Annotated in this window: 25 protein-coding genes; 8 read left to right on the top strand and 17 right to left on the bottom strand. The window is 41.2% G+C overall.

Features of this window, described 5'->3' with window-relative positions; translation table 11 throughout:
• Positions 1-8 precede the first annotated feature (8 nt).
• A complete protein-coding gene (gene rplT / locus B9T23_RS02745; protein ID WP_067721943.1) occupies positions 9-368 on the top strand; it encodes a 50S ribosomal protein L20 in 360 nt (119 codons plus the stop codon).
• A 77-nt stretch (positions 369-445) separates the two neighbouring features.
• Here the strand turns inward: rplT and B9T23_RS02740 are convergent, their stop codons facing one another.
• The 3 genes from B9T23_RS02740 to lgt all read right to left on the bottom strand — a co-directional run bounded on the left by B9T23_RS02740 (position 446) and on the right by lgt (position 2,098).
• Positions 446-817: a hypothetical protein gene (locus B9T23_RS02740; protein ID WP_086192903.1), complete on the bottom strand. Its 372-nt coding sequence runs from the start codon at positions 815-817 to the stop codon at positions 446-448.
• Entirely contained in the window at positions 817-1,203 is a 387-nt protein-coding gene (locus tag B9T23_RS02735; RefSeq protein ID WP_086192902.1) for a hypothetical protein, read from the bottom strand. Before B9T23_RS02735 ends, B9T23_RS02740 begins: the two co-directional genes overlap by 1 nt.
• A gap of 82 nt (positions 1,204-1,285) precedes the next feature.
• The gene (gene lgt / locus B9T23_RS02730) at positions 1,286-2,098 is read right to left on the bottom strand and encodes a prolipoprotein diacylglyceryl transferase (protein WP_086192901.1); all 813 of its coding nucleotides are present in this window, start codon (positions 2,096-2,098) and stop codon (positions 1,286-1,288) included.
• Positions 2,099-2,191: 93 nt separating this feature from the next.
• Here lgt and B9T23_RS02725 point away from each other — a divergent pair, with 93 nt between their 5' ends.
• Entirely contained in the window at positions 2,192-2,974 is a 783-nt protein-coding gene (locus B9T23_RS02725) for an NRDE family protein (protein WP_086192900.1), read from the top strand.
• Positions 2,975-3,015: 41 nt separating this feature from the next.
• Here the strand turns inward: B9T23_RS02725 and B9T23_RS02720 are convergent, their stop codons facing one another.
• The 4 genes from B9T23_RS02720 to tatA all read right to left on the bottom strand — a co-directional run bounded on the left by B9T23_RS02720 (position 3,016) and on the right by tatA (position 6,839).
• Positions 3,016-5,202, bottom strand: coding sequence for a PhoX family protein (locus tag B9T23_RS02720; protein ID WP_086192899.1), 2,187 nt, complete (start codon positions 5,200-5,202; stop codon positions 3,016-3,018).
• Positions 5,203-5,358: 156 nt separating this feature from the next.
• Positions 5,359-6,138 (bottom strand): twin-arginine translocase subunit TatC, encoded by a 780-nt coding sequence (gene tatC, locus B9T23_RS02715; protein ID WP_086192898.1) that lies wholly within the window; start codon positions 6,136-6,138, stop codon positions 5,359-5,361.
• Positions 6,135-6,599 carry a Sec-independent protein translocase protein TatB gene (gene tatB / locus B9T23_RS02710; RefSeq protein ID WP_086192897.1) on the bottom strand — a complete coding sequence of 155 codons (465 nt, stop codon included), beginning with the start codon at positions 6,597-6,599 and terminating at the stop codon, positions 6,135-6,137. Before tatB ends, tatC begins: the two co-directional genes overlap by 4 nt.
• A 6-nt stretch (positions 6,600-6,605) precedes the next feature.
• Entirely contained in the window at positions 6,606-6,839 is a 234-nt protein-coding gene (gene tatA, locus B9T23_RS02705; RefSeq protein ID WP_067721921.1) for a twin-arginine translocase TatA/TatE family subunit, read from the bottom strand.
• 155 nt (positions 6,840-6,994) lie between these two features.
• Between tatA and B9T23_RS02700 the strand changes: the two genes are divergently transcribed.
• Positions 6,995-7,882 carry an AEC family transporter gene (locus B9T23_RS02700; RefSeq protein WP_086192896.1) on the top strand — a complete coding sequence of 296 codons (888 nt, stop codon included), beginning with the start codon at positions 6,995-6,997 and terminating at the stop codon, positions 7,880-7,882.
• A gap of 348 nt (positions 7,883-8,230) precedes the next feature.
• Here B9T23_RS02700 and rdgB read toward each other — a convergent pair whose 3' ends face one another.
• The 10 genes from rdgB to B9T23_RS02650 form a co-directional block, all read right to left on the bottom strand.
• Positions 8,231-8,857, bottom strand: a complete 627-nt coding sequence (gene rdgB / locus B9T23_RS02695; RefSeq protein WP_086192895.1) for an RdgB/HAM1 family non-canonical purine NTP pyrophosphatase — start codon at positions 8,855-8,857, stop codon at positions 8,231-8,233.
• Between the two features lie 107 nt (positions 8,858-8,964).
• Complete coding sequence (locus tag B9T23_RS02690; protein WP_086192894.1) at positions 8,965-9,552, bottom strand: tetratricopeptide repeat protein; 588 nt, start codon at positions 9,550-9,552, stop codon at positions 8,965-8,967.
• On the bottom strand, positions 9,549-10,142 hold the full coding sequence (gene metW / locus B9T23_RS02685) for a methionine biosynthesis protein MetW (RefSeq protein ID WP_067721913.1): 594 nt from the start codon (positions 10,140-10,142) through the stop codon (positions 9,549-9,551). The genes B9T23_RS02690 and metW overlap by 4 nt, the downstream gene beginning before the upstream one ends.
• On the bottom strand, positions 10,142-11,302 hold the full coding sequence (metX, locus tag B9T23_RS02680; protein ID WP_067721910.1) for a homoserine O-succinyltransferase MetX: 1,161 nt from the start codon (positions 11,300-11,302) through the stop codon (positions 10,142-10,144). The genes metW and metX overlap by 1 nt, the downstream gene beginning before the upstream one ends.
• A 101-nt stretch (positions 11,303-11,403) precedes the next feature.
• Entirely contained in the window at positions 11,404-13,101 is a 1,698-nt protein-coding gene (leuA, locus tag B9T23_RS02675) for a 2-isopropylmalate synthase (protein ID WP_067721908.1), read from the bottom strand.
• 267 nt (positions 13,102-13,368) lie between these two features.
• Positions 13,369-14,472: an alpha-hydroxy acid oxidase gene (locus tag B9T23_RS02670; RefSeq protein ID WP_086192893.1), complete on the bottom strand. Its 1,104-nt coding sequence runs from the start codon at positions 14,470-14,472 to the stop codon at positions 13,369-13,371.
• Complete coding sequence (locus B9T23_RS02665; protein WP_086192892.1) at positions 14,469-15,152, bottom strand: Fe2+-dependent dioxygenase; 684 nt, start codon at positions 15,150-15,152, stop codon at positions 14,469-14,471. Before B9T23_RS02665 ends, B9T23_RS02670 begins: the two co-directional genes overlap by 4 nt.
• 101 nt (positions 15,153-15,253) lie before the next feature.
• Positions 15,254-17,473 carry a catecholate siderophore receptor Fiu gene (locus B9T23_RS02660; RefSeq protein WP_086192891.1) on the bottom strand — a complete coding sequence of 740 codons (2,220 nt, stop codon included), beginning with the start codon at positions 17,471-17,473 and terminating at the stop codon, positions 15,254-15,256.
• Positions 17,474-17,834: 361 nt separating this feature from the next.
• Complete coding sequence (locus B9T23_RS02655; RefSeq protein ID WP_086192890.1) at positions 17,835-18,518, bottom strand: Fe2+-dependent dioxygenase; 684 nt, start codon at positions 18,516-18,518, stop codon at positions 17,835-17,837.
• A gap of 109 nt (positions 18,519-18,627) precedes the next feature.
• Positions 18,628-20,958, bottom strand: a complete 2,331-nt coding sequence (locus B9T23_RS02650; RefSeq protein ID WP_086192889.1) for a TonB-dependent receptor — start codon at positions 20,956-20,958, stop codon at positions 18,628-18,630.
• Positions 20,959-21,206: 248 nt separating this feature from the next.
• On the opposite strand from B9T23_RS02650, the gene B9T23_RS17125 reads away from it, so the two are divergent.
• The 5 genes from B9T23_RS17125 to B9T23_RS02630 all read left to right on the top strand — a co-directional run bounded on the left by B9T23_RS17125 (position 21,207) and on the right by B9T23_RS02630 (position 26,152).
• Positions 21,207-21,329 carry a hypothetical protein gene (locus B9T23_RS17125; RefSeq protein WP_265733063.1) on the top strand — a complete coding sequence of 41 codons (123 nt, stop codon included), beginning with the start codon at positions 21,207-21,209 and terminating at the stop codon, positions 21,327-21,329.
• A 432-nt stretch (positions 21,330-21,761) separates the two neighbouring features.
• Positions 21,762-23,096, top strand: a complete 1,335-nt coding sequence (gene tig / locus B9T23_RS02645; RefSeq protein WP_067721897.1) for a trigger factor — start codon at positions 21,762-21,764, stop codon at positions 23,094-23,096.
• Positions 23,097-23,289: 193 nt separating this feature from the next.
• Positions 23,290-23,895: an ATP-dependent Clp endopeptidase proteolytic subunit ClpP gene (gene clpP, locus B9T23_RS02640; protein WP_067721895.1), complete on the top strand. Its 606-nt coding sequence runs from the start codon at positions 23,290-23,292 to the stop codon at positions 23,893-23,895.
• 27 nt (positions 23,896-23,922) lie between these two features.
• Entirely contained in the window at positions 23,923-25,233 is a 1,311-nt protein-coding gene (gene clpX, locus B9T23_RS02635) for an ATP-dependent protease ATP-binding subunit ClpX (protein WP_067721893.1), read from the top strand.
• 205 nt (positions 25,234-25,438) lie between these two features.
• Positions 25,439-26,152: a DUF2846 domain-containing protein gene (locus tag B9T23_RS02630; RefSeq protein ID WP_067721888.1), complete on the top strand. Its 714-nt coding sequence runs from the start codon at positions 25,439-25,441 to the stop codon at positions 26,150-26,152.
• Positions 26,153-26,221: the final 69 nt, after the last annotated feature.

The raw sequence follows: 26,221 nt of genomic DNA, 5'->3' as shown, positions 1-26,221 counted from the left end.
ATTTATAAATGGCTCGTGTAAAACGTGGTGTCCAGGCTCATCGCCGTCATAAAAGAATTCTTGCTCGTGCTAAAGGTTACTACGGCGCTCGTTCACGCGTATATCGCGTAGCGTTCCAAGCAGTAATTAAAGCAGGTCAATATGCTTACCGCGACCGTCGTCAAAAGAAACGTCAATTCCGCGCTTTGTGGATTGCACGTATCAATGCTGGTGCGCGTCTTAATGGTTTATCGTACAGCCGTATGATCGCTGGCTTGAAAAAAGCTCAAGTGATTATCGACCGTCGTGTACTTGCAGACATCGCTATGCATGATGCAGTTGCATTTGCTGCTATCGCTCAAAAAGCGAAAGACGCATTAGCTGCTTAATCGTCTTCGGATGATTGAAAAAAAAGACCGCTTTTTAGCGGTCTTTTTTATTTTTCATTTTATAAAATATCGATCTTTTAATTTTTATCAAAGCGACGCTTTGGAAATGTCGATAAGATAAATAAACCAATTGCAGCGAATCCAATTGCTTGTGTGGCGAGAATGATTTTATGCTGTATTGGTAATACTGAAATTAAAGTAATGAATGCCATAACCGGCATAACCAGAATGAGAATAACAAAGCCTTTTTTATAGGGATTATCTGCTGCAATTTTTAAGCTCAAAGCTCTTAACCCATGTATGCTCATGCCAATAGCAATGCTGATTCCCGTAAATATTGGGGAAAGTTGTTGCACGGTGGAACATAGATAAATCATCACACAGGTAGCAATACAGACCATCAGCTTGATTTGACGGCTACATTTATCTGAATACCAAAATTCCAGCATTATTTTTTCTCGTCTGAAATATCATTTTTATTCAGTAAAGACAAAGGTGAAAATAGACAGATGGCTAAAGCCATAAAGCCAATGCCTTGCGCACCCGGAATTAAAATTTCACCCTCTTTCATCTGCATAAAAATAAGGGCCAGTAACAGGGCAATCGGAATCCAAGTCAGCAGGCGATATAACAATCCGGTTGGATTTTTAGATGCAAAATGGATTTTGCAGTAACGACAAATCAGAAAAATAATCCCTGTTCCCAGAAACATGAGAATTGCATCGGGTTTTAGCGGATCCATCCAGTAAAGTATGCCTGTTGCAATCGCAATGACAGCAAAGATCATGAGTTTGCGGAGGATGGAAACTTTAGGATTAAACCAAAATTCGAGCATATTCTTCTGATAGATAAAGGAGCACTGACTGCACTTTAGCAAAAACAAAGATAAAAAAGCGAGGCTTTTGCCTCGCTAAAAATTAAGTATTTTTCTGTGGACCCCAATCATAAATTTTCTTTTGGTAGGCATACCACATCATCCAGAGACCAATCAAAATCATCGGTACAGTCAGGAATTGGCCTTTACTCATCCAGCCAATAAACAGTTGTCCATTGTCCGGTTCGCGGAAGAATTCCACCACAAAGCGTGCAATACCGTAACCAATCAGGAACAAGGCTGAAACGGCCATACGTGGGCGAGGTTTTGAACTGAACCACCACAACACAATAAACAGGATTAACCCTTCAGCCAAAGCTTGATAAAGCTGTGATGGGTGACGCACCAACTGCAGCGGATCGGTGGGGAAAATCATGCCCAATGCAAAGTTTGGATCAGTGACTTGACGACCATAGAGCTCGCCGCCAATAAAGTTGCCGATACGACCGAACATCAAGCCCGTTGGTACACAAGGCGCGATGAAGTCCAAAGTCTGAAACCAGGTCATCTTGTATTTCTTGCACCAGAACAGCATGGCAATCATCACACCCAGAAAGCCCCCATGGAAGCTCATGCCACCGGTCCAGACCTGGAATAACCAGAGTGGATTGGCAAGGAATTGCTCAAAGCCATAAAAGAACACGTAGCCAATACGGCCACCGACAACCACACCTAAAGCCCCATAGAAAATCAGGTCAGACACCATATCGGGTGTCCAGCCATCCCGGTGTTTGGTGCGATAAGTGGCAAGTCCCCAGGCAAATAAAAATGCCAGTAAATACATCAATCCATACCAATGGACTTGTAACGGTCCCAGCGATACGGCAACTGGGTCAATATTTGGATAGGTCAGCATTCCTGTTCCTTGTGATTCTGTTTTGCACAGATTTTAGCTGAATGTGATGAAAAATGTTGTACATTCAATGTGTAAAGATAAAGAGCACGAATTATGTGTATTGTAGCTTTAGCTTGGCAAGTCTTGGAAGATACGCCTTTATGTCTGATTTCAAATCGTGATGAGTTTTATCAGCGTCCGACCAGTGGTTTAAAAGCTTGGGAAAATAGCCCGATTATTGCCGGACAAGATCTACAGTCGGGTGGAACATGGATGGGCGTGACTGCATCGGGAAGATGGGCAGTAGTGACCAACTTTCGAGATGCAACCGATAAAAAAACCTATCCGACTTCACGCGGTCATCTGATTCAAGCTTTTTTAGAATCTGATTTAGCTCCTATCCGCTTTGCTCAAGCGCTAGAAAAACGCCAATGTGACTATGCCGGTTTTAATTTATTGCTCGGCGATCAAGATCAGGCTGTCTATATGAGTAACCGCGGTGAAGCACCACAGGTTTTGGCCAAAGGCGTGTATGTGGTATCCAATGGTTTAATGACCGAACACTGGGAAAAGACCCGACATTTGCGTAAACGCTTCACCCAAGAATTCCTGCCGATGTTGCAGCAGGCTTCTATTACTGAAGCGGATCTTGAATTTACGGTATGGGATATTTTAGAAGATGAACGAAAAATCATTCCTGAACTTCTCCCACAAACCGGTATTAGTGCAGAGATGGAAGAATTACTCTCATCGACTTTTATTCAAAGCCCAGTGTACGGCACACGCTGTTCGAATTTTTTAAGAATGAAAAATGATGTCTGGTTATGGCAGGAAAAATCGCAACAGGGGGAAACCGCAGGGCAGATTGTAGAAAAGATTATTCCAATCCCAAAATAAGAAATACCGGCATAAAGCCGGTATTTTTAAGATTTGGAAATTTATCCAGCAATTACTCCACCATCTTTACGGGTAATCACCACTGTTGCTGAACGTGGGCGTGCAGTGGTATTGGTTGGATCCGTTTGTGTCGCAGGCCAGTGGCTGGTTGCGTTATTATAAGCAGTTGAATCTTCACCAGGGTGCTGAACGTTAATAAAGATGGCTTTGTAGTCAGGCGTCATAGTCACACCAGTAATTTCACAATCTTTTGGACCGGTCAGGAAGCGACGTAGATTTTCATCGGTCACTTTGGCACCCATAAAGGTATCTTGTGTAGCAGTACCTGAAAGCGCAGTCGCTTTGCCACCATCACCCATCGTACCCGGCAATGCAGCCAGCATCATACAGTTGGTCACGTCAGTGTAAGCGCCATCATCTGTTTGAATCCAGAGCACGCCGCGTGGGTCAAACCACATACCATCCGGACTAGAGAAGTCATTATTGTCAGTTAGACCAGACAGGTTAACATTTTCAAGCATTTGTGCTTCAGCACCAAACAGGTAAATATCCCATTTGAAAGTGGTGGCTGTTGTGGTATCTGCATCTTCACGGAAGCGGATAATGTGACCATTCACGTTACCTTTACCGCCTTCTGGATCAGAATAATTACGTGGGTTGGCAGCATCAGTTGTATAGTTGGTACCACGGTTACTGTTATTGGTGAGAGTGACATACACTTCACCATTGTTTGGATTGACTGCAACCCATTCAGGACGATCCATTTTGGTTGCGCCAACAGCATCTGCAGCGATACGTGCATGCGTCACTACATCGGCTTGGTCTGCAAATGCGTAAGTCGTATAACCAGAAATTGTTGAGTTGCTAGTCGATAGCTCAATCCACTGACCTGTACCATCGGCATTGAATTTGGCAACATACAGTTTGCCGCTATTCATGTATTTATCGCCGGCTGCATAGCCACCGTTGACATCTTTTGCATCCCATTTCGCATCAGAAACGAATTTATAGATGTATTCACCACGTGAGTCATCACCCATATAGAATGCCAGGTTCTGACCTTCAATAGCACGGCTAGTACGACAGTCTTCATGTGCAAAACGGCCAAGTGAGGTGCGTTTTACAGGGTCCTGACGGCTATCGAATGGATCAATTTCTACAATCCAGCCAAAAGTATTCGGGATATTGCGATAGTCTACATACGCAGATGCACCTACAACAGATGCATTCCAGCGATCATACATGTCCTGTTGTTCCAGACTGCCTGTTGCTGTTTCCCACTGATAACGCGATTTAGCACCTTGTTTTAGACCATAACGGTTTAATGCTACAACTTCATTTGCGGTGCGCGAACTATCATCTGTTGAATTACGAACAAAGTAACCGATAAAATTTTCTTCAGCGGTCAGGTAGGTGCCCCAAGGTGTATAACCATTACCGCAGTTATTTTGGGTACCACGGGTTTTTACACCAGATGGAGAGAAGCGGGTTGAAAGTAAAGTTGAACCCGCAGCAACGCCCGTAAAAGTCATGGGTGTAGACGCTGTGATACGGCGGTTGAAAATTGAATTTTTCAAAATTTCAACGGCTTGGGTTTTGCTGTCTTTTTTCAGATGAATGATGGATACGCCATGCGCATTGACTTCACGGATCACTTCATCTTCAGGACGAGGACCAACTCCCTTATTGGTCGGACCTGTCTGGTGTAAGAAAGTCTGGTTAATGTATTCATGATTCAGAACCAGTAAACCGTGATCTGATTTGCTGTCATCATAACGACCAGTCGTAGTATTTAAGCCAAAATAGCTCATACCATCATGACAGTCACCAGATCGGAACTGGAAGCTTGGACCTGAAGGAACATTGCTGTCATCCCATGCACCATAGTATTGATTGATGGAATCACCCAGCGCATAAATTACTTTGGCTTCATAACCTTCTGGAACCGTCACGATATCATTCAGGTTCTTCGCGACTGGGGTAAAGCTCAACTTTGTCGGTAATTTGGTTGGATCAGTAGCTGGAGTTGTTGTTCCTGAGTCACTATCACTATCGCTGCCACAAGCTGTCAAAGTTGAAGCCAAAGTCAAGGCAACTGCACCACTCGCAGTTTTAGTGATGAGGCTTCGGCGTGTAATTGCTTGTTCTAAAATGTCACGGAAATGGACATTGTCAGAAGTATTGTTGTCTAATTCTTGCTCTTCATGATATGGCGTAAAGTCTGTCATGATATTTCCCAAGTATATGGTTGTTATAAAGTTGTATCAAACTTAGGTGAAATATATGACAGCGCGCTGACGTTTAAATGACAGTCTGGTGAAGAAAATAAGTCGCTCTGATGAAAAAAGCAGACCGAAGTCTGCCTAAAAAATTGCTGCCAGCATTTAAGCTGCCCGACGTTTTTCAATCAGTTTGCCAAAGAACAAGCCCATTTCAAATAATAACCACATGGGAATGGCGAGCATAATCATGGAAATTGCATCGGGTGGTGTTACGAACATCGCCACAAAGAAACAGCCGACCACAATAAAGCGCCGTTTTTCGACTAATTGTTGTGTAGAAACCAGACCAATTAAAATAAGGATTAAGGTAATAATCGGGATTTCAAAGGTAAAACCAAACACCAAAAACAATTTTAAGCAGAAAGCCAGGTAACTGTTAATGTCAGTCATTGGCGCAACCGTTTCGGGTGAAACACTAATGAAAAAATGCAGAATCGAAGGCAACGCAACGAAATATGCAAAAGCAATCCCTGCATAAAATAAACTGATGCTACCAAACAGTAATGGCATCGCTAAGGTTTTTTCTTTTTCATAGAGCGCAGGTTTCACAAAGCTCCAGATTTGAAAAATGATAAAAGGCATCGCCAACGTCAAGGCAACAAAGAAATTTAACTTAAATGGCGCCATGAATGTCGCTGTGACATCGGTAGCAATCATCGATGAGCTAACAGGTAGCTGCGCACGTAAAGGTTCAGATAAAAGCTGATAGGTTTGATTGGCAAAAGGCAATAAGCAAAAAAATAACACCAACAGCAAACCGACAATTTTAAAGAGATGCTGACGCAACACCATGAGATGTTGGGTAATCGGCATTTCTTCAAGATTAGATGCTTGTTGATCTGCAAGGGGAATCGGCAATTGGTTTTCTATTGGTGTACTCATACTGCCACCTTTAATTCATTTAACTGTGAAATTGGAGGCATGATGTTTAATGGTTTTTCTATTGACGGCGTAATGCTGCAAGCACTTTGTACGCTCAAATAAACGCACAAAGGTCGATGATGTTTGATAAAAATATAAAGAACGGGAGCATTATTATTGGACACTGCATTTTGTAATTTTTTTTCTGTTGCAGGTTGTGATTGTTGTTTTAGCTCATGCATTTGAGCTTGCATCTTTTGTTCTAGCTCTTGAATCCTTTGCATTTCATTTTGCATCTGTTCCCGCAGTTCAGATAAACGCAGCTCTCGGTCAATATCATTTTGTACATTGCTGACCGTACGTTTGATTTTCGCATACCATTTTCCGACAAAGCGTGCAGCTTCCGGAAGCTTATCAGGCCCAAGCACCAATAAACTAATGATGCCGAAAGCCAGCAGTTCAGTCATACCAATATTAAGCATAACGTTTTAGCCTGAATGGGTTTTTACCGTGGAATTAACATCAGAATGACTGGTTTGATGTTCAATGATTTTAGGTTCATTTAATGCGGATGTGGCTGCTTCATCTTCTTTAATCGACTTTTTGAAATCTTTGACTGCACCACCGACATCTTTGCCTAAGTTTTTAAGTTTTGATGTACCAAACAATAAAATTACCACAATTGCAAAAATCACAACGTGCCAAATCGATAATCCTGCCATGTTCTTTACTCATTTTGTTATCTAGAGCCATCTGAACATTTTGCGATGACAGCAATGTGACTGAAAAATTTCAGTTTAAAGACAAACCGGATTAAAGCTGCTTTTGTGTTTGATTCAGTGCTAGCATATTTCTATTGATTATTCAGGATGATGTTGTGGCTTTGTTTTTACCACTTTTCGGCTTTTTATGTGGATGGGGACTCGCTTCAACGCAATTTTCCGCAGCTTTAAAACCATTATTCGCGAGTCTGTTAGCACGATTACTTATTCCCGTCGTGATTATTTACACCATGGTGTTTTATCAAGCGGGTAGTTTGAGCCTGATGATATTTAGCTTTGTTGTGGCTATTTTCATGTTCTATGCTTTTCACTTTATTTTTAAAGATAAGCTTCATGCACTCTGCGTTAGTTATGTCAATTTAGCGTGGCTTGGTTTTCCATTTGCTTTGGCTTTGTTTGGCCCTGAAATTAGTGCAGGGATGGTGGCGCTATATGTTGGCGGTTCCATATTTGGCAATATTTGGGCAGTGACTGCAGTCAGTTTGGATGCTCAGCCATTCTCTACCGTGATAAAAAAAGTCGCTCTGTCACCCCCAGTGTTCGCATTATTGATTGCTTTAATCTGTCGAATTGCGGGTTTACAGCATCTGCAACAGCACGATTGGCTGGATATGATTTATAGTTTTGCAAAAGTGGGCATGAGCTTTACAGGGATGTGCGTACTCGGCATGTGGCTACGACATACCAAAGTGCATGCGGAAGATTTACTGCGCAGTGGCAAAATTTTCCTGATCAAAATCGCTGTGGGTGTGGTGATCTGTAGCCTGACTTACTTCTTTGTTTCAATTCCAAATATTGAAAATTACATAGGCGTGATGTTCTTATTGTTCTGTCTACCGCCAGCCGCCAATATTGTGGCGTTAGAAACCCATTATCAAGGCACGGGAACTTCAGCCAAATATATCGCTTCAGGAACGATTATAAGTTGTGTGGTGGTGATGCTTTATGGGGTGATACTTCATCTTTTATTACCCTCCCTCTAACTCCCTCCCAAAGGGAGGGAGAGCATCGATTTAAAATTATGCTTGGATTAAACCACATATGATTCCCTGTCCTGAGCAAGATTTAAAGCGATGCTTTAAATCGTAGCGCAAGTGAGGGTTAGGGAAAGGTTCTTCAATTTTAACAAGTCAAAAACCGAATCTCCCTCTTGCGGAATATATTCCTCATCTTTAATAAAGAGGGGCTTTTCCTCCCTTTATTAAAGGGAGCTTAGGAGGGATTATTTAACCACAATTGAAATTCCCTCTCCTGAGCAATTTATGGCGCAAGAGGAAGGAGTTGACCTCTCCCTGACCCTCTCCTAAAAGGAGAGGGAGTTCGTAAGGAAATTACTTCTCCAAACTTGCCTTAAACAATTGCATCGCCTGACCACGGTGACTAATTTTATTTTTTTCTTCTTTAGACAGTTCTGCGCTAGAAATCCCAAGTTCAGGCAACCAGAACAATGGGTCATAACCAAAACCATTTTCACCACGGGCTGCTTCTAGTACTTCACCTTTCCAGATACCTTGAAAAATTTGTGGAAGCGGATCTTCTGCATGTTGCACCAGCGCAAGTACACAGACAAACATCCCTTCAATCGCTTCGCTGTCTTTACGTAGTGGTTTTAAGTCAGCTAATAGTTTTTCGTTATTGGCAGCATCATCACCATGGTCACCTGCGTAGCGCGCAGAATAGATGCCCGGTGCGCCGCCTAAAACTGGCACGCAAATACCAGAGTCATCTGCAATCGCCGGTTTTCCTGAAATTTTAGAGGCATGACGTGCTTTGATAATGGCATTTTCAACAAAGCTCAAACCATCTTCGATGGCATCTTCAATATTGAGGTTGCCCTGAGCAACTACTTCGACAGGTAAATTCAGTTCTGCAAATAGTTTTTCAAATTCTGAAATTTTGCCTTTGTTATTACTCGCAAGTACAAGTGTTCCTTGGGATAACCAATTTTTAGAAGCCATGATTTTGATCTTGATTTGAAAATGATTGTGAGTATTTTAGCAAACTTATTTGGATAATTTAGCCAATAAAAAAGCACCCGAAAGTGCTTTATAGAATCAATCAATGATTATTGAGCTTGAATCCATTTGTCCGCACGGTCACGCGCCATACGAATCTGTTCTTGGGTTAGGTTGGCAGCCAATGCTGTTTTCTTGCCTTCGGACAGGGTAATCACTTTATTGTCGAGCATGCCATCACGTGTAGAAAGTTCATACCATTGGTATGCACCGACGTAATTTTTCTTTTGCTCTTCCATCATCGCAAGATTGAAGCTGGCACGGTTGTCACCATGGCTTGCTGCTTTTTCAAAGTATTTACGTGCTAAGGTTTCGTCTTTTTTAGTGCCCATACCATCCGCCAGCATACGACCGACATTCAATTGAGCAGCAGTCAGACCTTGGTCCGCAGCGGCTTTGTACCAGGCAAAAGCCTGCTGTTGATCTTTTTGAATATCTTTGCCGAGTTGATATTTGGTCGCCAGATAAAACTGTGCAGCGGCTTGACCTGATTTTGCTGATTTAATCAGGCTATTAATATCCATGACAGAATATTGTGCAGCTTGACTGGAAATAGAGGGTGCTGGTGCAACATAATCTGCATGGGCTTGAATGCTAAAAAAACCAACCAATAGTGTGCTTAATAATATTTTTTTCATAGTGCGCTCACTCGATAAATAGCGACTTCACCAAACAGATTCGGGACATGTTTACTAAGTAAACTACCTTGCTGATCCCCATTCACGGCGAGTCGATTAATAATCCGGATATCGTTTTCCACACAAAGTGCTTCAAAATCACGGAAAGTACATAAGTGGATATTAGGCGTGTTATACCACATATACGGTAAAGCATTTGAAACAGGCATCATTCCTTTTAAAGCCAAGAAAGAACGTGTCTTCCAATGGGCAAAGTTAGGAAAGGTAATAATTGCTTGTTTCCCCACACGCACCATATCACGCAATAATACGTCTGGTGCATCTACTGCTTGCAAAGCCTGTGCCATCACAACATAGTCAAATGACTGGTCTGCAAAGCGGCTTAAACCGAGGTTCAAGTCTTGTTGAATAATATTTAACCCTCGACTGACCGCAATTGCAATCTTTTCCTGATCAATTTCCAATCCGTATGCACGAATGTTGTGCTTTTTGCCCATATGAGCCAGCAGTTCACCATCGCCACAACCTAAATCAAGTACGCTTGAATCAGGTTTAATCCATGTCTCAGCAAGTTGATGATCGATACGCATTACACAGTCTCCTGAGGTGTTGCTTCAAGGTGTTCTGCGCCACCTAAAAATGCACGTAATGATTTAACGTAAAGCGGAATAGGGAACAGGAACGAGTCATGACCTTGTTCTGCATCAATATCGACATAGCTGACAGGTTTATGATTGGTAATCAGTGCATCAACAATTTCTTCTGAGCGCTTTGGAGTGAAACGCCAATCCGTAGTGAATGAAACCACCAGGAAACGGCATTTGGTATTCGCCATCGCCTTGGTTAAAGACAATTCATATTCACGTGCAGGATCAAAATAATCCAGCGCTTTGGTCATAATCAGGTAAGTATTGGCATCAAAGTTACGGCTGAATTGCTCACCTTGATAACGCAAATAACTTTCCACCTGGAATTCAACGTCAAAACCATACATAAATTTGCCCGACTTCAAGTCACGGCCAAATTTCTGTTTCATTGCTTCTTCAGATAAATAGGTAATATGCCCGACCATACGTGCCAAAATGAGGCCACGTTTTGGATAGCTATCATTTTCTAAATAACGGCCGTTATGGAAATCTGGATCGGACAAAATCGACTGACGCGCCACTTCGTTAAAGGCAATATTCTGTGCAGACAGTTTTGGTGCACTGGCAATGATGACGCAGTTTTTTAAACGGTCAGGATAATCCACCGACCATTGCAAAGCCTGCATGCCACCGAGTGAACCCCCAATAATCGAGTACCAGACATCAATGCCTAAACGATCAGACAGCATGGCTTGAGTCTTCACCCAGTCACGAACAGTAACTAAGGGAAAGTCCGGACCATAAGGGCGATTGTCATTTTCAGGATTTGGCGATATTGGACCAGTGGAGCCACTGCAACCACCAATGTTGTTGAGGGCAACAACAAAGAATTTAGAAGTATCAATCGCTTTGCCCGGACCAATACAGGCATCCCACCAACCGGGTTTTTTATCATCTTGGTGATGATAGCCTGCAGCATGATGATGACCCGACAACGCATGGCAAATCAGAATCGCATTGGATTTATCTGCATTGAGCGTACCGTAGGTTTCAACCATGATTTCGAAACGTGGGAGAATGCGACCACATTCAAGCTCTAACGGCTCTTCGAATGAGAACTTTTGTGGGGTAACTAGACCCACTGAGTCAGCTGGAAAAGACACAGGAATAATTCGCCTTAAATCTTTAGGATGTATAAACAAAAGGATACCACTTGAGGGTATCCTTCTAAAGTCATTTTAGTGCTAAATATTATTGCTAATACTTATACCGCAGCTGCAACAACCTGTTCTGTACTCAGTACACCTTGCTCGATTAAACGGTTGGTGCAGGCAATAATCGCTTCGATTGAAGCCGTCACAATATTGTCGTGAACACCCGCACCGAATGCAGATTTACCCGTGCCTTTTACTTGAAGTTCAATTAAAGCCAATGCTTTGGCATGCGCACCCGAGCCAATGCTACGTTCTTCATAGTTCAACACGTCAATTGGCAATTGCAATGCATTCAAGATTGCAGAAATTGGACCGTTACCTTCACCACGCAAGTGTTGATTTTCACCGTTAATTTCGATATCTAGCTCAATCACTTGATTGCCATTTTCATCAGACAATTTGTAGTTTTTGGTAGAATAATGCCCATCTTTGGTTGCAACATAATTCTGTTTGAACAAAGCCCAGATATCTTGTGCTGAAACTTCTTTCGCCTGTTCATCTGTCACTTGTTGAACCGCTTGTGAGAATTCAATTTGTAAACGGCGCGGCAAGACCACGTTGTAATTTGATTCTAACAAGTAAGAAATACCGCCTTTACCTGACTGTGAATTGACACGAATCACGGCGTCATAGTCACGACCTAAATCTTTAGGATCGATTGGCAAGTAAGGCATATCCCACATTTCTTGGTTCTTCTGGAACTCGAAACCTTTCTTGATCGCATCTTGATGCGAACCAGAGAATGCGGTGAACACCAAGTCGCCTGCATACGGATGACGCGGGTGAACGGGCAAGCCAGTGCATTCTTCAACAGTGGCAATAATTTCATTGATATTGGAGAAGTCCAAGTTTGGTGCAACACCTTGGGTGTACATGTTCAATGCAATTGCTGCAACGTCCACGTTACCTGTACGTTCGCCATTACCAAACACACAGCCTTCCACACGGTCAGCACCGGCCATAATTGCCAATTCAGAAGCTGCAATACCACAGCCACGGTCATTGTGACAGTGAACAGAAATAATCACACCATCACGACGTTGAATGTTGCGGTGCATCCATTCAATTTGGTCGGCATACACATGCGGACCTGAAACTTCAACCGTTGCAGGCAAGTTTAAAATCACTTTGTTTGTCGGTGATGCTTCCCAGATTTCAGTCACAGCATCACAGACATCTTTTGCCACTTCTAATTCGGTTGCAGTGAAACATTCTGGACTGTATTGGAATACCCATTCAGTTTCAGGATATTGCGCTGCATATTCTTTCACTTTAGTCGCAGCATTTACCGCTAACTGTTTTGCACCGGCAACATCAACATTCAAGACTTTTTGACGGAAAGTCGGTGAGTTTGAATTGTAGATATGCACGATCGCGCGTTTTGCACCAACCAATGATTCGAAAGTACGTTGGATCAAATGATCACGCGCCTGAACCAAAACTTCAATGTAAACGTCATCTGGAATATGATTTTCTTCAATCAATTTACGGGTGAAATCAAAGTCAATTTGCGATGCAGAAGGGAAACCAATTTCAATATGTTTAAAGCCGATTTTCACCAACATCTGGAACATTTTAAATTTCTGTTCCATATCCATCGGTTCGAAAATTGCCTGGTTACCGTCACGAAGGTCGGTGCTCATCCAAATTGGCGCTTGATTGATTTCATTATTTGGCCATTGACGGTCTGGCAAGTCTACACGTTGATACATGCGACGATATTTTTTACTTGGATCAGCCAACATCATGAGGTAACTCCTTGTGTAGCATGCATTGCTTTTAATCGTGGATAACGGCAACGTACTACGAATATAGATTGTGTCTATTCTAACCATTTACAAGCAATGCTTCGGGTACTTTAGTCGAAAGTCGTAAAATATTGATAAATTATTACGACTTAGCTTTATCGCAGCACTTGCAAATCTATAACTAAATATTAATCCACTTATTCCGAAAATAATTTTCTATTTTTGCGTTTACAACAGCTTTATAGAAAATATTTTCCTTTAATTAAGCTATTTATGAAAAATATAGTCGGAAGTAATCTGGTTTAATGTCGCAGTTCCCGCCAAAGCCATCGTAATCTCAAATTCTTCCTTCAAGATTTTAATCACATGGGCAACGCCTAAAGCACCGGCAACCGCTAAACCATGAATATAAGGTCGACCAATACAGACCGCTGAAGCGCCTAAAGCAATGGCTTTAAAAATATCGCTTCCACGACGAATTCCACCATCGGCAATTAAAGGAAAATCCTGAGGCACAACCGCTTTAATACGTTGCAGGGCGTTAAGTGGCGAAATGCAACTATCTAAAACCCGTCCACCATGATTGGAAATAATCAGTCCTTGAACACCATATTGAATCGCAAGTTCTGCATCTTTGGGATGAACAACCCCTTTTAAAATTACGGGGAGTGAGGTGTTCTTAATGATCCATTCAATGTCCTGCCATTTCGGGGCAATCTGCATTAAGCTATTAAATACAGGATGTTGATCTTCACCAATTTCAGGCAGGGGAATATGCGCAGGGGTATGCGGATGTTGCATGCCTTCAGGTAACTGGAAAAACACACGTCGTTCACGATCACGAATGCCGCTATGCGGTGAATCTACGGTTATGACTAAGGCTTTAAAGTTTTGCTGTTCCGCCAGTTTAACCAATGCCAGTGATTTTTCACGATCGCCTTGCCAATAGAGTTGAAACCATTTGTAGGGATTTTCAGCTTTGACGCTACGCATATCGGTATTGCTAAAAGTACTTAAAATCAGATTGCTTTGTAAAACTTCAGCCGCTAAAGCAGTCGCCAGTTCACCGTCGGCATGAAAAAGTTGTTGATGACCAATAGGGGCTAAAAAAATTGGATGTGGAAATGTTTGTCCCAAAATTTCACATGCGGTATTGCCTTGAGTCAGGTCGTTTAAATGTCTTGGAATGAGCTGGATTTTTTTGAATTGATCCAAGTTTTCTTGAACACTGACTTCATCCATCGCACCGCCTTGTAAGTAGTGCCAGGTACTTTCTGGAAGGTGTTTTTCAGCCTGTTGTTGGTAATCGGCTAGTGTTTGTAAATGTGCCGGAATTTGGTTGAAGGGATCAAGTGGCGTAATCGGTTTCATAGATCACCCCATTGGCGCAATAAATTATGATAATGACTGGTTAAGCTGATGATTTCTTCCGAATCGCCCACTTGTAGTCGTAGTTTCATAATGGTCATATCTAAGTTAAATAGCATACTGCGCTGCCAGTCATCTTTCACCATGCTTTGTAACCAGGTAAATGCTGCAATCCGTTTGCCATGCGTCACAGGTTCAACTCGATGCAAGCTTGTAGCTGGGTAGAGAATGGCATCACCTGCATCTAGCTTCACTTCGTGGCTACCATAATTATCTTCAATAATCAGTTCACCACCTTCGTATTCATCAGGTTCAGACAAAAACAGGGTGATTGAAACATCGGTACGAATCGCATGTCCGGTCGCATCTGAATATTGCACCGCACTATCGACATGATTGCCATAATGGCCATCATCTTGATAGCAGTTAAATAAAGGGGAGAGCATGTGTTTGGGAAGGGCCGCAGATTTGACCTGAGCATTTCGTTGTAAGGCTTGCAATATCTTGGGGGAAAGGGACTGATAGATAATGCTGTTTACATCGATTTGCAGATTGTTTTTTATTTTTTGAGCCTGAAAGCCTGCGCTTTGCTGACCATGAACCCAGGAATGACTCGCATCCAGTTGCTGACGTAATTCGGCAACCTGCTGTTTGGTTAAAATTTCAGGAATATGTAACATCATCAGCTTTATGCATCCCTTGAATTGTTGAGGCCCAAAAATAAATAATGTAGTGCATAAATACACTACATTTATACTCAATCTGCTAAGACTTAGCGAATTGCTTAAAATTTATAATTAAAAGTAAGTGCTGCTGAACGTGGTTGACCCAATATCACACGACCGCCACCATTGTTTAGAGTACTGATATATTCTTTATCTGCCAGGTTATAGACATTTAGGTTCACAGAGGTATTTTTATTCAGGGTATAACCGGCCATGGCGTCAAACACCACATAGCCCGGAATACTTGGCATATTCGCCGCTGCAGTGCTGTCCGTAATCACACGTTTTTGATCATCGACATAACGGGCACCCAAGCCCAGTTTAAAGCCTGCAACATCATAAGTAGACCATAAACTTGCAGTCCACTCGGGTGACCAGCGCTCAGCTACTGTTGTTGCAGTTGCCGTCTGTTGATTCAGCTGTTTCACTTTCATATGAGCAACACCGGCTGAAACATTCCACACATCGGTGATTTGTCCCACCGCACTGAGTTCTACACCATCAACGCGTTTTTTACCTTCTTGTACCGATAGTTGAGTAATTGGATCAATCGTAAACTGGTTTTTATTTTCAGTACGGTAAGCTGCAGCATTCAGCGCCAATTTGCCTTCAAGCAAGTCCCATTTCGTACCAATTTCATAATGATGAGTTTCTTGAGGTTCTGCTGCCGAGCTATTTGCACCTGTTTCGGACAAAGTGAAATTCGCACTTCCCGGAGGCGTCAGTGATTTTGCATAAGAGGCATAGACACTGCTAAATGTAGTTGGCTTAAATAAACCACCGAGTTTCCAACTGAGCAAAGTATCGTGTGCACCAAAATTGGCAGGCACCAAGCTACTGCTGCCCGATGGCAGAGTCAAAGCATCATATTCAGTGTCATAATAATCGACACGTACACCACCATTGAGCTGGAAACGATCACCGAATTTAAGCGTGTCAAATAAATAAGCTGCAGCAGTATCCGTTTCACCATTGGTGTAGCCGCCCGTATACACTAAGCTTGGGAGTACTTGGTTGCGATCAGGGTTATATAAGCTAGCTGCAGTCGGAGTAACAGGGGTTTGTCCAGGCATTTGCGTTGCCATGGTTTTGTTATATTGCTGTTCTTTTAAAAACTCTAGACCCGCAACTACATCATGTTCAATCGCTCCCGTTTTTAAATTTAAATTTAAAGTCGTCTGGTTGGCGAGAATTTTATTTTCCTGATCCACCCCTTGGCGAGAGCGGCTCACGGTCCAGTCCTTAGGATTGGTTGAACTGTTAGTACTGAGTGTATTAATCCCGGTTAATACACGTTGCATATTGGTTTTGCCCAAACGGGTAATATTGGTCAGTTTTACATTTTCAGCCAGATCGCTTTCGATTTTTGCCGTGAACATATCCGCATCAACATCTTCATGATCATCCACATGACCATAATAATTTTCACGGTTTACTTTAGGTGCTGAAGCTAAAGCTGAATCTGCATTGTAAAAACCCTTCATCCCTACAGTCGGGATACCGCCGTCTGGAATATTACGTTGACGAATATGTTGCGAATAGAGATACAGGCGTGTATCGCTATCTAGGCCAAAGGCAATCGAAGGAGCAATTGCCCAGCTATTGTTTTCAAGATAATCACGACCTTCAACACCGCCGTCTTGTCCCATCGCATTTAAGCGAAAAGCAGTACCACTATTAATCACTTGATTCATATCGGCAGTCAGGCGTGCATGTTCAGCAGTATTATAGGTTGCAGAAACTTCTCGGCTATTTTCAGTCTGAGGAAGTTTTGTGGCCAGATTAATATAACCCGATGCCGATCCACGTCCTGCTTCTGCACCAGAAGGACCTTTGACTACTTCAATCTGTTCCAGGTTAAATACATCCCGAGTAACAGCACCCAGATCACGAATACCATCGACATAGGTCGAAGTTTGGGTGGAAAATCCACGCATTTGGAAAGCATCACCTGCACTGGTATTGCCGTTTTCACCGAGTTGCAGGGTAATTCCCGGAGTGTTTCTTAAGGCTTCAACTAAGGATGTTGCACCTTGCTCTTTTAATAATTCTTTTTTAATCACTGAAACTGTTTGAGGAGTATCTAGCAAGGGTTGAGTATATTTAGGCGAACTTAGCTTATCCGCTTTATATTTATTTTCTGCATCTGATTTCACGGTAATGGTTGGAAGCTGAGTGACATCTTGTGGATTCGCTGCATGAGCCATCAGGGGGAGAGATGCAGCTAAAGCAACCAGTTGAGCATTTCGATTGTGTTTACGGCTTTTAATCTGTGCCATTGTAGCTAATCCCTAATATCGTATATGACAGAATTCCATTACTGCCTTGCAACTTTTAAAGTCGACAAAATAGCAGCAAAAGCGGAGATATTGTTATGGCCTGTAACAATTGATGCGAATTATAATGATAATAATTATCATTAACAATAGTGATGGGTGTTTAATTGTGATGAAAAGGGATGGGAATATGACTTAATTCAGGTTTATTAATTAGATAAAGCAATCATGCTCAAAGAAAACGATCTGATGACAGTCAAATCTGACTCACAGATAAAACAGAAATTCTTATATTTATAAGTCATTGACTGGGCTAGCCGATATAAAATCTCGACCGCCCATTTATTTTTTTACGTTAAAAGAATTAAAGCTCAGCCCATTTACGCATTAAATTATGATAAAGATTGGTCAGCTTGATCACTTCATCATGTTGATCGCCCAACTGCATACGCAGGTTCTGAATGCTTTGATCAAGATTGAATAGCATATGACGTTCAGCTTCATCACGAACCATGCTTTGCACCCAAAAGAATGATGCAATACGGCAACCTGAGGTTACTGGCGTGACTTCATGCAAACTGGTGGAAGGGTAGAGAATCATGTCACCGGCAGGAAGTTTAACTTCATGGTAGCCATAAGTATCTTCTACGATTAAATCCCCACCTTCATATTCATCTGGTTCGCTCAAAAAAACAGTACAGGACAGGTCGGTACGTAAACGTTCATTTGTTCCCCGGATTCGACGAATCGAATTGTCGACATGAAAGCCAAAGGCTTCATTGTTTTCATAACGGTTAAACAGGGGAGGAATGATGTCTAAAGGAATGGCGGCAGACAGGAATAATGGATGTTGTCCTAATGATTCTAAAATAATGGTACTTAAGTGATGAGTCAGTGGAAGATCTTCCGGAAGCTGTTGGTTTTGTTTGACTGTAGCTGAAAGTGTACCTGCAGTGACTTTGCCATTGACCCATTCAATTTTATTCATTTCTTCACGAAAATATTGAACTTGTTCTTTACTCAGTACGTTAGGAATATGATGAATCACGGCAATACACCTTTAGAAGAATGATTTCTTTGAGCTATAAAAATAGCCTCATTATGAGGCTATTTAAAATCAAATCCCATAAATTATTTATGGGATTTTTGATCGGGTTTTAGTATTTGAAGTTTAAAGACAATACTGCACTACGACCTTCTGCTTCAGTTGCATAGTGTGAAGAATATGCTTTAGTGAAGTAGCGTTCGTCAGACAGGTTGTTTACGTTCAATTGTAAATCAACATTTTTGTTTACGTTGTAACGTGCCATGGCATCGTAACGTACGTAACCTGGAACAAACTTGGTATTAGTAGCATTACCATAGACTTTATCCATAGCAACCGCACCAGCACCCAATGTTAACTGTGGTAATACTTGGTAAGTGGTCCAAAGTGTAGCGCTATTTTTAGCAACGTTTTGAACTTGATTACCATTACTTCTGTTTGAAATATAAATAGGTGCAGCTGTAGTACCAATGTTTTCATAGCCACCATCAACCAACTCGCTGTCTAAATAAGTATAACCAGCAGATACAGCCCATTTTTCAGTGATATTACCGCTAGCACTCAATTCAATACCATCAACACGAGTTTCACCAATATTACTTGTCGTACCATCATCTGCTGTTGCACGGGTATTGGTTTTTTCAGTACGGAAAATAGCTGCAGTCAGGTTGAGTTTGTCATTCAAGACATCCCATTTAGTCCCTAACTCCATGGTGCGGACTTCTTCAGGTTTAAGGTTGTTGATTGCAGCTGTAATCCCTTCAGAACCATCGCCACCATCTACACCGACTGGATTTGAAGAAGTCGCATAACTTGCATAGATGCTACCATTCTCAACAGGTTTGAAAGTGATACCAGCCTGATAGTTAATAAAGTCTTTATCATTTTCGATCGTAACTTTATCACCTGCATTTGCTGTAATCGGTGTATTGTTTGCACCAGTAACTGAGTTATTTCGTGCACCATAAGTCATCGTTTGTTCAGTTGAATAGTCATCCCAACGAACGCCCAAATCTAAAATCCATTGTGGATTGAATTCAATGCTATCTAAGAAATAAACAGATTTTGATTTACTGTCAATATTGTAACGGTCGGCGCCATTGGTACTTAATGTCCCTGTCCATGGCCCACGGTTAGGGTTTTGTACCGAAGTACACCAGCCCGAAGTAATATCGGCAGGCGTACAGGCATTATGTGCATTACCTGTAGCGTTAAGACCATCAATAATATACTGGGTACGATCAGTTTCCTGATCTGAGTACTCTGCACCTAGGTTAAAACTATGCTTGAGAGCGCCAGTATTGAACTTACCAGTTAATGCCAGCTGGTCAGTAAAGGTATCGGTATCGGCTACACGAGAGTTTGCACGTGCCCAAACATTACCTGTTAAAGAACCGCCAGGTTGATAAAAATTACCTCTTGAATCATCTGGATTGGTCCAAAGGTAATCATTCTTAGAGTTACCATACACAGCAGTATTGCTAATGGTTAGATTGTCAGTTAAATCATGTTCTAATTTGATTGTTCCGATCTGATTTTCTTGTTTTTGGAAATCGCGGTCTTTCCAGCCATAATATAGACCTTGTTTGACATCAATTGGTTTGCCGTTGCCATTTTCGGAAATTCGAGCAGGTTTATTGGTTGCTGAGAAAGGATTGTTATAAGGAATACCTGAGTCAGGTGTATCGTCCGATTTCAAGTAGTAATAGCTTAACGTTGCACGGGTAGCTGTGTCTAAACCAAAAGTAATACTTGGCGCAATACCAGCACGTGCATATTCAGTACCATCGGCTTGACCGGCTTTTTCATTTTTGTGACCCAATACCGCAACACGTGCGGCAATACCATTACCAAAATCTTTATTGCCATCTAAGGTAATACGTTGGTAATTGTCTGTACCTGCACCAACAGAACCTTCTAAGAAGTCACCTTTTTTAGCAACTTTAGAAATCATGTTGATGCTACCGCCAGTGGTACCCGCACCACCCATTGCAGATGCAGAACCTTTAGTCACTTCAACTTGTTCTACGGCAAACATTTCACGGTTTTGTGAAGTTGCGCTACGTACACCATCCACATACATCGAACTTTCAGAGTTATAACCACGAATAAATGGACGGTCACCATTTGGGTTGCCACCTTCACCCGCACCTAAAGTAATACCAGGCACAGTACGCAAAGCATCGCTTAAAGTTGTAACTTGAGTATCTGCAATCAGCTGTTTAGAAATGATAGAAACTGATTTAGGCGTGTCGAGCAGCGGAGCAACAAACTTGGAATTTGCAGATTTATCTACCTTGAGCGTTTGTTCTGCTTCTGCTTGAGCACGAATAGTATCAAGTTGAGTCACTTGATCTTGTGCAATTGCATTACCCGCCATTACTGAAAGTGATGACACAATCGCAGAAGATACGATTTTTTTGCGTGTTTTTATGAAGGCCATTTCTAACTCAAAAGGTGAACTGTGAAAATGTATGAGAATAATAATGATTCTTATTTTGTATAACTATTAATTCAAATTGTAGTTTACGATCATTATGATTTAATTGAGTGGTATATTGAATAAAAGAATACTGCAATCTATATTTAAGTTTTTGATTTTATTTGTATATCTGTAAAAACAGTTAATGTGTAATATTTGATTGTGAATTTTAATCATACTGATATTAAGAATTTTTTAAGCAATTTGTGATGTCGAATAGTTCATTTGATGTTACATCGTGTTTCTCACATCGAGTAGGTTGTATTCATTATCAATGTACTATTTTAACTCAAGTCGAAGCGCTACCAAACCTTATTCTAGATGCCTTGTAATGAAATTACACAAAGTTCATCTTTTTTGTTGTGAAGGATGAATATTGTGAACCGGATTTAAAAGGTCGCATTTGTGAGTTATAAATTTTGCCATGTAATTAAAAAAGTGATTTTCATTGATTAAGATTGTTACAAGTTGATGCGCGTTTTTTTATTGGTAATTACAAAGAGTGATGCAACTCTAATTTAGGATGCATGAACTCAATCAGCTAAGTACTCAAAATTAAGAAAACTTACGCTTTTAGCTAAAGCGCATACAAAATGAGCGTATTTGGCAGATAAAGTGTTAGGAAATTGAAATAAAAACGGATTTTTATCAGAAGAAAGCTTAAAATTTAATGGTTAAATCATCCTGTTTTGTATATCTTCCAATGTTGTCATATAATATGACACTTTCAAAATTGCAATTACTATTTCTATATCGAGGAAGCCATGCAAGTAACTTCTGAAGCGGTTTCGGGCGTTGCCCGTCGTTTAAATGTATCTGTACCGACGAGCCGTGTGAACGAGCAATTTGAAGCTCGTTTAAAACGCACTGCTAAAACTGTGAAGATCAACGGCTTCCGTCCAGGTAAAGTGCCTTTAAATGTTGTACGTCGTGAATATGGCGCAGGCATTTATCAAGAAGTTGTGAACGATGTAATTCGTGACACAGTATTCGAAGCAATTCAGCAAGAAAAAATCAATGCTGTTGGCATGCCAAACATTGATAAAGTTGAAAACAAAGAAGATGCTCTTGTTTATCAAGCAACTGTAGAAGTTTATCCAGAAGTTGAAGTGAAAGCTTTTGACACTTTGGAAGTTGAACGTAAAACAACTGAAGTTAACGACAAAGACGTTGACCAGATGATTGAAAACCTTCAAAAACAACGTCAAGCTTGGGCTGAAACCAAAGGCATGGCTAAAAAAGACATGCAAGTAACTTTCGATTTCGAAGGTACTGTTGACGGTGAAAAGTTTGAAGGCGGTGCTGCTGAAGACTTTAAACTTGTTTTAGGTTCTGGTCGTATGATCCCTGGCTTCGAAGACGGTATCGTTGGTATGAAGAAAGGCGAAGAGAAAGTTATTGATGTAACTTTCCCTGAAGACTACCAAGCTGAAAACCTTGCTGGTAAAGCTGCACAGTTCAAAATCACTGTTAAGCAAGTTGAAAAACCAAAACTTCCAGAAATTGATGCTGAATTCTTGAAAACCTTTGGTTTGACTGAAGAAGAAGGCGTTGAAAAATTAAAAGCTGACGTTCGCAAAAATATGGATCGTGAAGTGAAAAACGGTCTTCGTAACCAAGTTAAAGCTGCGACTTTTGACGCGCTTGTAGCGGCAAACGAAGTTGAAGTTCCTGAGTCTATGTTGGCTCAAGAAATTGACCGTCAACGTCAACAAATGATTCAACAATTCACTCAACAGTTTGGTGCTCAAGGTGCGCAAGCATTTGACAGCAGCATGCTTCCAGATGATTTGTTCAAAGAACAAGCTGAGAAAGCAGTTAAATTGGGTGTGTTGGTAAGCAAAGTTTTAGCTGATGCTAAAATCGAAGTTGATCCTGCGCGCGTTGAAGCTTATATCAATGACATGGCTTCTTCTTATGAAGATCCTACAGAAGTTATTGAATACTTCAAAAATGACAAACAGCAACGTGCTCAAATCGAAGCGGTTGTGTTAGAAGATCAAATCGTTGATCACATTTTAGCATCTGCTAAAGTGACTGATACAGCTGTAAGCTACGAAGAATTGTTGAAAGAGCAACAAGCTCGTCAACAAGGCTAAGTTTAGCTGATCGAAAAAAGGCGCATCATGCGCCTTTTTTTATGTATTGGCTTATATTGAACGTGTCCTGAATTAACCAAGCTTATGCAAAAAAATATCTGTTATTTAATTGGGAATATTTTGCAATTTCGACAATTATCCCTCATATTGTGACTATGAGTTGAGTAACAAAAAATTTAGGAATAAATAACGTATGTATGTTCCAACAATTAATAACGCTTTAGTACCAATGGTTGTAGAACAATCGTCTCGTGGTGAGCGTTCTTTTGATATTTTTTCACGTCTTTTACGTGAGCGTGTAATTTTTTTAACAGGTGAAGTTGAAGACAACATGGCGAACTTAATTGTTGCGCAGATGTTGTTTTTAGAAGCAGAGAACCCAGATAAAGATATACACCTCTATATTAATTCACCAGGTGGATCGGTGACTGCAGGTATGGCAATTTATGACACCATGCAGTTTATTAAACCGGATGTGGTGACTTATTGTATGGGGCAAGCGGCATCTATGGGTGCGTTCTTGTTGAATGCCGGTGCCAAAGGCAAGCGTTATTGCTTGGAAAATGCCCGTGTGATGATTCACCAACCACTCGGTGGTTTTCGTGGTCAAGCATCGGATATTGAAATTCACGCACGTGAAATTCTATTCATTAAAGAACGCTTAAACCGTTTAATGGCAGAGCATAGTGGTCAAGACTATGAAACTGTTGCAAGAGATACTGACCGTGACAACTTTATGACAGCACAAGCTGCTAAAGAATACGGTCTCGTGGATGAAGTGTTAAGTAAACGTCCATAATTTTCAGATTTTAATATTGGAGTGAATATGTCCGAACATCCTCAAGGACAAAAGCATTGTTCATTTTGCGGTAAAACGCAGTCTGAAGTCGGGAAACTGATTGCAGGTGAGGACGCTTACATCTGTAATGAGTGTGTGGACGTATGCTTAGATTTAGTCCAGACCAGTCAGCAAGTCGAATCTGGTGATTGGGCAACTAAACCTTTGCCAAAACCACATGAAATTCGTGCTGCGCTTGATCAATATGTTATTGGTCAAGATGTTGCGAAAAAAACGCTTTCAGTTGCGGTTTATAACCATTACAAACGTTTAAAAGTCACCAACTCAGGTCATAAACCTGATGATGCTGTAGAACTTGCGAAAAGTAATATTCTTTTGGTTGGACCAACAGGTTCAGGTAAAACCTTACTTGCTCAAACTTTAGCGCGTCTCTTAGATGTTCCATTTGCTATGGCAGATGCAACGACATTAACCGAAGCCGGTTATGTCGGTGAAGACGTTGAAAACATCGTACAGAAACTTCTGCAAAAAGCGGATTACGATGTAGAAAAAGCGCAAAAGGGTATTATCTATATCGATGAAATCGACAAGATTACCCGCAAGTCTGAAAACCCGTCGATTACCCGTGATGTATCAGGTGAAGGTGTTCAGCAAGCATTATTGAAAATGATCGAAGGTACGGTTGCTTCAATTCCACCACAAGGTGGTCGTAAGCATCCGCAACAAGAGTTCATTCAAATTGATACCTCGAATATCTTGTTCATTTGTGGCGGTGCATTCTCGGGTCTTGAGAAAATCGTACAACAACGTCAAGAAAAAGGCGGTATTGGTTTCACTGCAGACGTGAAGAAAAAAGACGAAACTAAAAAATTGTCTGATTTATTCCGTCAAGTGGAAGCAAATGACTTGGTGAAATTTGGTTTAATTCCAGAATTCATTGGTCGTTTACCGGTTATTGCAACTTTGGAAGAGTTGGATGAAGAAGCACTTATGCAGATTCTGACTGAGCCGAAGAATGCCTTAATACGCCAATACCAATATTTATTCGGTATGGAAAATGTTGACTTGGTATTTGAAGATTCTGCATTGCGTGCTGTGGCCAAAAAAGCATTAGAACGTAATACAGGTGCACGTGGTCTGCGTTCAATCCTGGAAAATTCTTTACTTGAAACGATGTATGATTTACCAAGCCGTACTGATGTCGGAACTGTGATCGTAAATGATGCGGTGATTAGTGGTGAAGGAAAGCCAGAGTTAAAGGCAGAGCGTCAACCTAAAGCAGAGACTGAAGCTGCGCCTAAAGTAGATTTGAAAGTTGTAAATTCTAAATCTGCTTAATTTGCTATTCGTCTGAAACGTGCGGAAAACTTGTGTTTTCGCACGTTTTTTATTTCCAAAAATAAAACTGAATGTTAATCTCAATCACTAGGCGTGGACGCCTAAACAAGATCAACAAAGTAAAATTAATATCGCGATCAATATAGCGAAAAATTAAGTGCTTAAATAAGTACAAAAATAAAAAAATACGCGGTGAGGGAAAATCATGCGTGGAGTCTGTATTGCGGTCTGTGCAAGCATTATTTTATTGGGTTGTCATGGCAAATCTGCTGTTGAACATGCCCAAGTAACATCTACCTTAAAACCTGTTGATTTTAACAGCAAGCCAGGCTTTATTGAGCAGCACCGTCTTGGTATGTTTACCATTGGTGCGTGGGTCAATCAAAAATTAGGACAGCGCTTTCAGCCTGTACAAGCACAAAATGATCAAGCTGCCATTGTGTATATGTACCGTCCTGATAGTAAATGGAATCGTCAAGAAATTGTGGCATCCAGTCTTTTTATTAATAGTGAGCGCATTCCTAGTTTATTGAATAATCATTATTACTGGATTGAATTGCCAGCAGGAACGTATCGTTTATCGAGCAGTCGTCCTTTGGGTGCACAGCATTTTCAAAAGCCTAAATATTTAGATTTTACTGTGGAAGCAGGGCAGTCTTATTTCATTAAATATGATGAAGAAAATTTAAGTACCCGTCGTGAAGTTTCCGGACCATTGATGATCGTGCCTGAAAAAGCAGGCTTAAACGAAATTGCATTTACCCAGTTAAAGTCGGAAAGTTTTAACTTTGTGGCCCAAGATCAAAATACAGGTCAGGTGCGTAAAAAAGCACAAAAACTTAAACCTGGGAAATATGATCCTGCAGAAGATGTGCAACTGACCACACCATTTAAGTTATGGAATCCAATGACCTGGTAAATACACATCGCTGGATTTGAAATGGAAGACTAACAGTTGGTTGAGTAAGAAATATTTGTTTATAGAAAT

It is taken from the genome of Acinetobacter terrae, assembly GCF_002135195.1.
Classification (GTDB): domain Bacteria; phylum Pseudomonadota; class Gammaproteobacteria; order Pseudomonadales; family Moraxellaceae; genus Acinetobacter; species Acinetobacter terrae.
Note: the sequence above shows the minus strand (reverse complement) of the source record. Positions and strands in the feature narration are given on the sequence as shown.

Excerpts from the sequence above, each read along its gene's own strand:
- rplT (WP_067721943.1), top strand. The coding sequence starts at position 9 with ATGGCTCGTGTAAAACGTGGTGTCCAGGCTCATCGCCGTCATAAAAGA.
- B9T23_RS02740 (WP_086192903.1), bottom strand. The coding sequence starts at position 817 with ATGCTGGAATTTTGGTATTCAGATAAATGTAGCCGTCAAATCAAGCTG.
- B9T23_RS02735 (WP_086192902.1), bottom strand. The coding sequence starts at position 1,203 with ATGCTCGAATTTTGGTTTAATCCTAAAGTTTCCATCCTCCGCAAACTC.
- lgt (WP_086192901.1), bottom strand. The coding sequence starts at position 2,098 with ATGCTGACCTATCCAAATATTGACCCAGTTGCCGTATCGCTGGGACCG.
- B9T23_RS02725 (WP_086192900.1), top strand. The coding sequence starts at position 2,192 with ATGTGTATTGTAGCTTTAGCTTGGCAAGTCTTGGAAGATACGCCTTTA.
- B9T23_RS02720 (WP_086192899.1), bottom strand. The coding sequence starts at position 5,202 with ATGACAGACTTTACGCCATATCATGAAGAGCAAGAATTAGACAACAAT.
- tatC (WP_086192898.1), bottom strand. The coding sequence starts at position 6,138 with ATGAGTACACCAATAGAAAACCAATTGCCGATTCCCCTTGCAGATCAA.
- tatB (WP_086192897.1), bottom strand. The coding sequence starts at position 6,599 with ATGCTTAATATTGGTATGACTGAACTGCTGGCTTTCGGCATCATTAGT.
- tatA (WP_067721921.1), bottom strand. The coding sequence starts at position 6,839 with ATGGCAGGATTATCGATTTGGCACGTTGTGATTTTTGCAATTGTGGTA.
- rdgB (WP_086192895.1), bottom strand. The coding sequence starts at position 8,857 with ATGGCTTCTAAAAATTGGTTATCCCAAGGAACACTTGTACTTGCGAGT.
- B9T23_RS02690 (WP_086192894.1), bottom strand. The coding sequence starts at position 9,552 with ATGAAAAAAATATTATTAAGCACACTATTGGTTGGTTTTTTTAGCATT.
- metW (WP_067721913.1), bottom strand. The coding sequence starts at position 10,142 with ATGCGTATCGATCATCAACTTGCTGAGACATGGATTAAACCTGATTCA.
- leuA (WP_067721908.1), bottom strand. The coding sequence starts at position 13,101 with ATGATGTTGGCTGATCCAAGTAAAAAATATCGTCGCATGTATCAACGT.
- B9T23_RS02670 (WP_086192893.1), bottom strand. The coding sequence starts at position 14,472 with ATGAAACCGATTACGCCACTTGATCCCTTCAACCAAATTCCGGCACAT.
- B9T23_RS02665 (WP_086192892.1), bottom strand. The coding sequence starts at position 15,152 with ATGATGTTACATATTCCTGAAATTTTAACCAAACAGCAGGTTGCCGAA.
- B9T23_RS02660 (WP_086192891.1), bottom strand. The coding sequence starts at position 17,473 with ATGGCACAGATTAAAAGCCGTAAACACAATCGAAATGCTCAACTGGTT.
- B9T23_RS02650 (WP_086192889.1), bottom strand. The coding sequence starts at position 20,958 with ATGGCCTTCATAAAAACACGCAAAAAAATCGTATCTTCTGCGATTGTG.
- B9T23_RS17125 (WP_265733063.1), top strand. The coding sequence starts at position 21,207 with ATGTCGAATAGTTCATTTGATGTTACATCGTGTTTCTCACATCGAGTA.
- tig (WP_067721897.1), top strand. The coding sequence starts at position 21,762 with ATGCAAGTAACTTCTGAAGCGGTTTCGGGCGTTGCCCGTCGTTTAAAT.
- clpP (WP_067721895.1), top strand. The coding sequence starts at position 23,290 with ATGTATGTTCCAACAATTAATAACGCTTTAGTACCAATGGTTGTAGAA.
- clpX (WP_067721893.1), top strand. The coding sequence starts at position 23,923 with ATGTCCGAACATCCTCAAGGACAAAAGCATTGTTCATTTTGCGGTAAA.
- B9T23_RS02630 (WP_067721888.1), top strand. The coding sequence starts at position 25,439 with ATGCGTGGAGTCTGTATTGCGGTCTGTGCAAGCATTATTTTATTGGGT.